The 338-nt window shown below is 73.4% G+C and carries 1 pseudogene; it reads left to right on the top strand.

The window, feature by feature from the left end:
* Positions 1 to 159: 159 nt before the first annotated feature.
* Positions 160 to 338: pseudogene (locus tag ACLZOT_RS50915) on the top strand (sensor histidine kinase); the annotation flags it as partial.

Here is a 338-nt window from a genome sequence, read left to right as displayed (position 1 = left end):
GCACCGCGCCCATGCGGCCGGACCGGACGGTGAAGGGGCTCGATCCGGAGGTGGAGGCGAAGGTGCTGGCCGCGGCTGAGGCAGGTGTATCTGGCACCACCCCCTGATCCGGGGGCCCGGCCCCGTGACCGGCGCGGCCGCCTCCGGAAGACTGACGGCATGAGCATCGAGACGAAGAGCGGGAACCGTTCGGAACGCACCCGGGGTGTGGCGCTGTCGGCCGTGCGGGGACTCGCGGTGGCCCTGGTCGCCCTGCCCGGGGCGGTGCTGTGCTTCTGCCTGGCGCTGGTGTCGATCGCCCTCGTCCCGATCGGCGTCGGCATCGTGACCACGCCGTG

It is taken from the genome of Streptomyces sp. 4F14 (genome assembly GCF_048159485.1).
Taxonomy (GTDB): Bacteria; Actinomycetota; Actinomycetes; order Streptomycetales; family Streptomycetaceae; genus Streptomyces.
The sequence above is the reverse complement of the archived record's forward strand: the minus strand, read 5'-3'. Positions and strand labels throughout refer to the sequence as shown.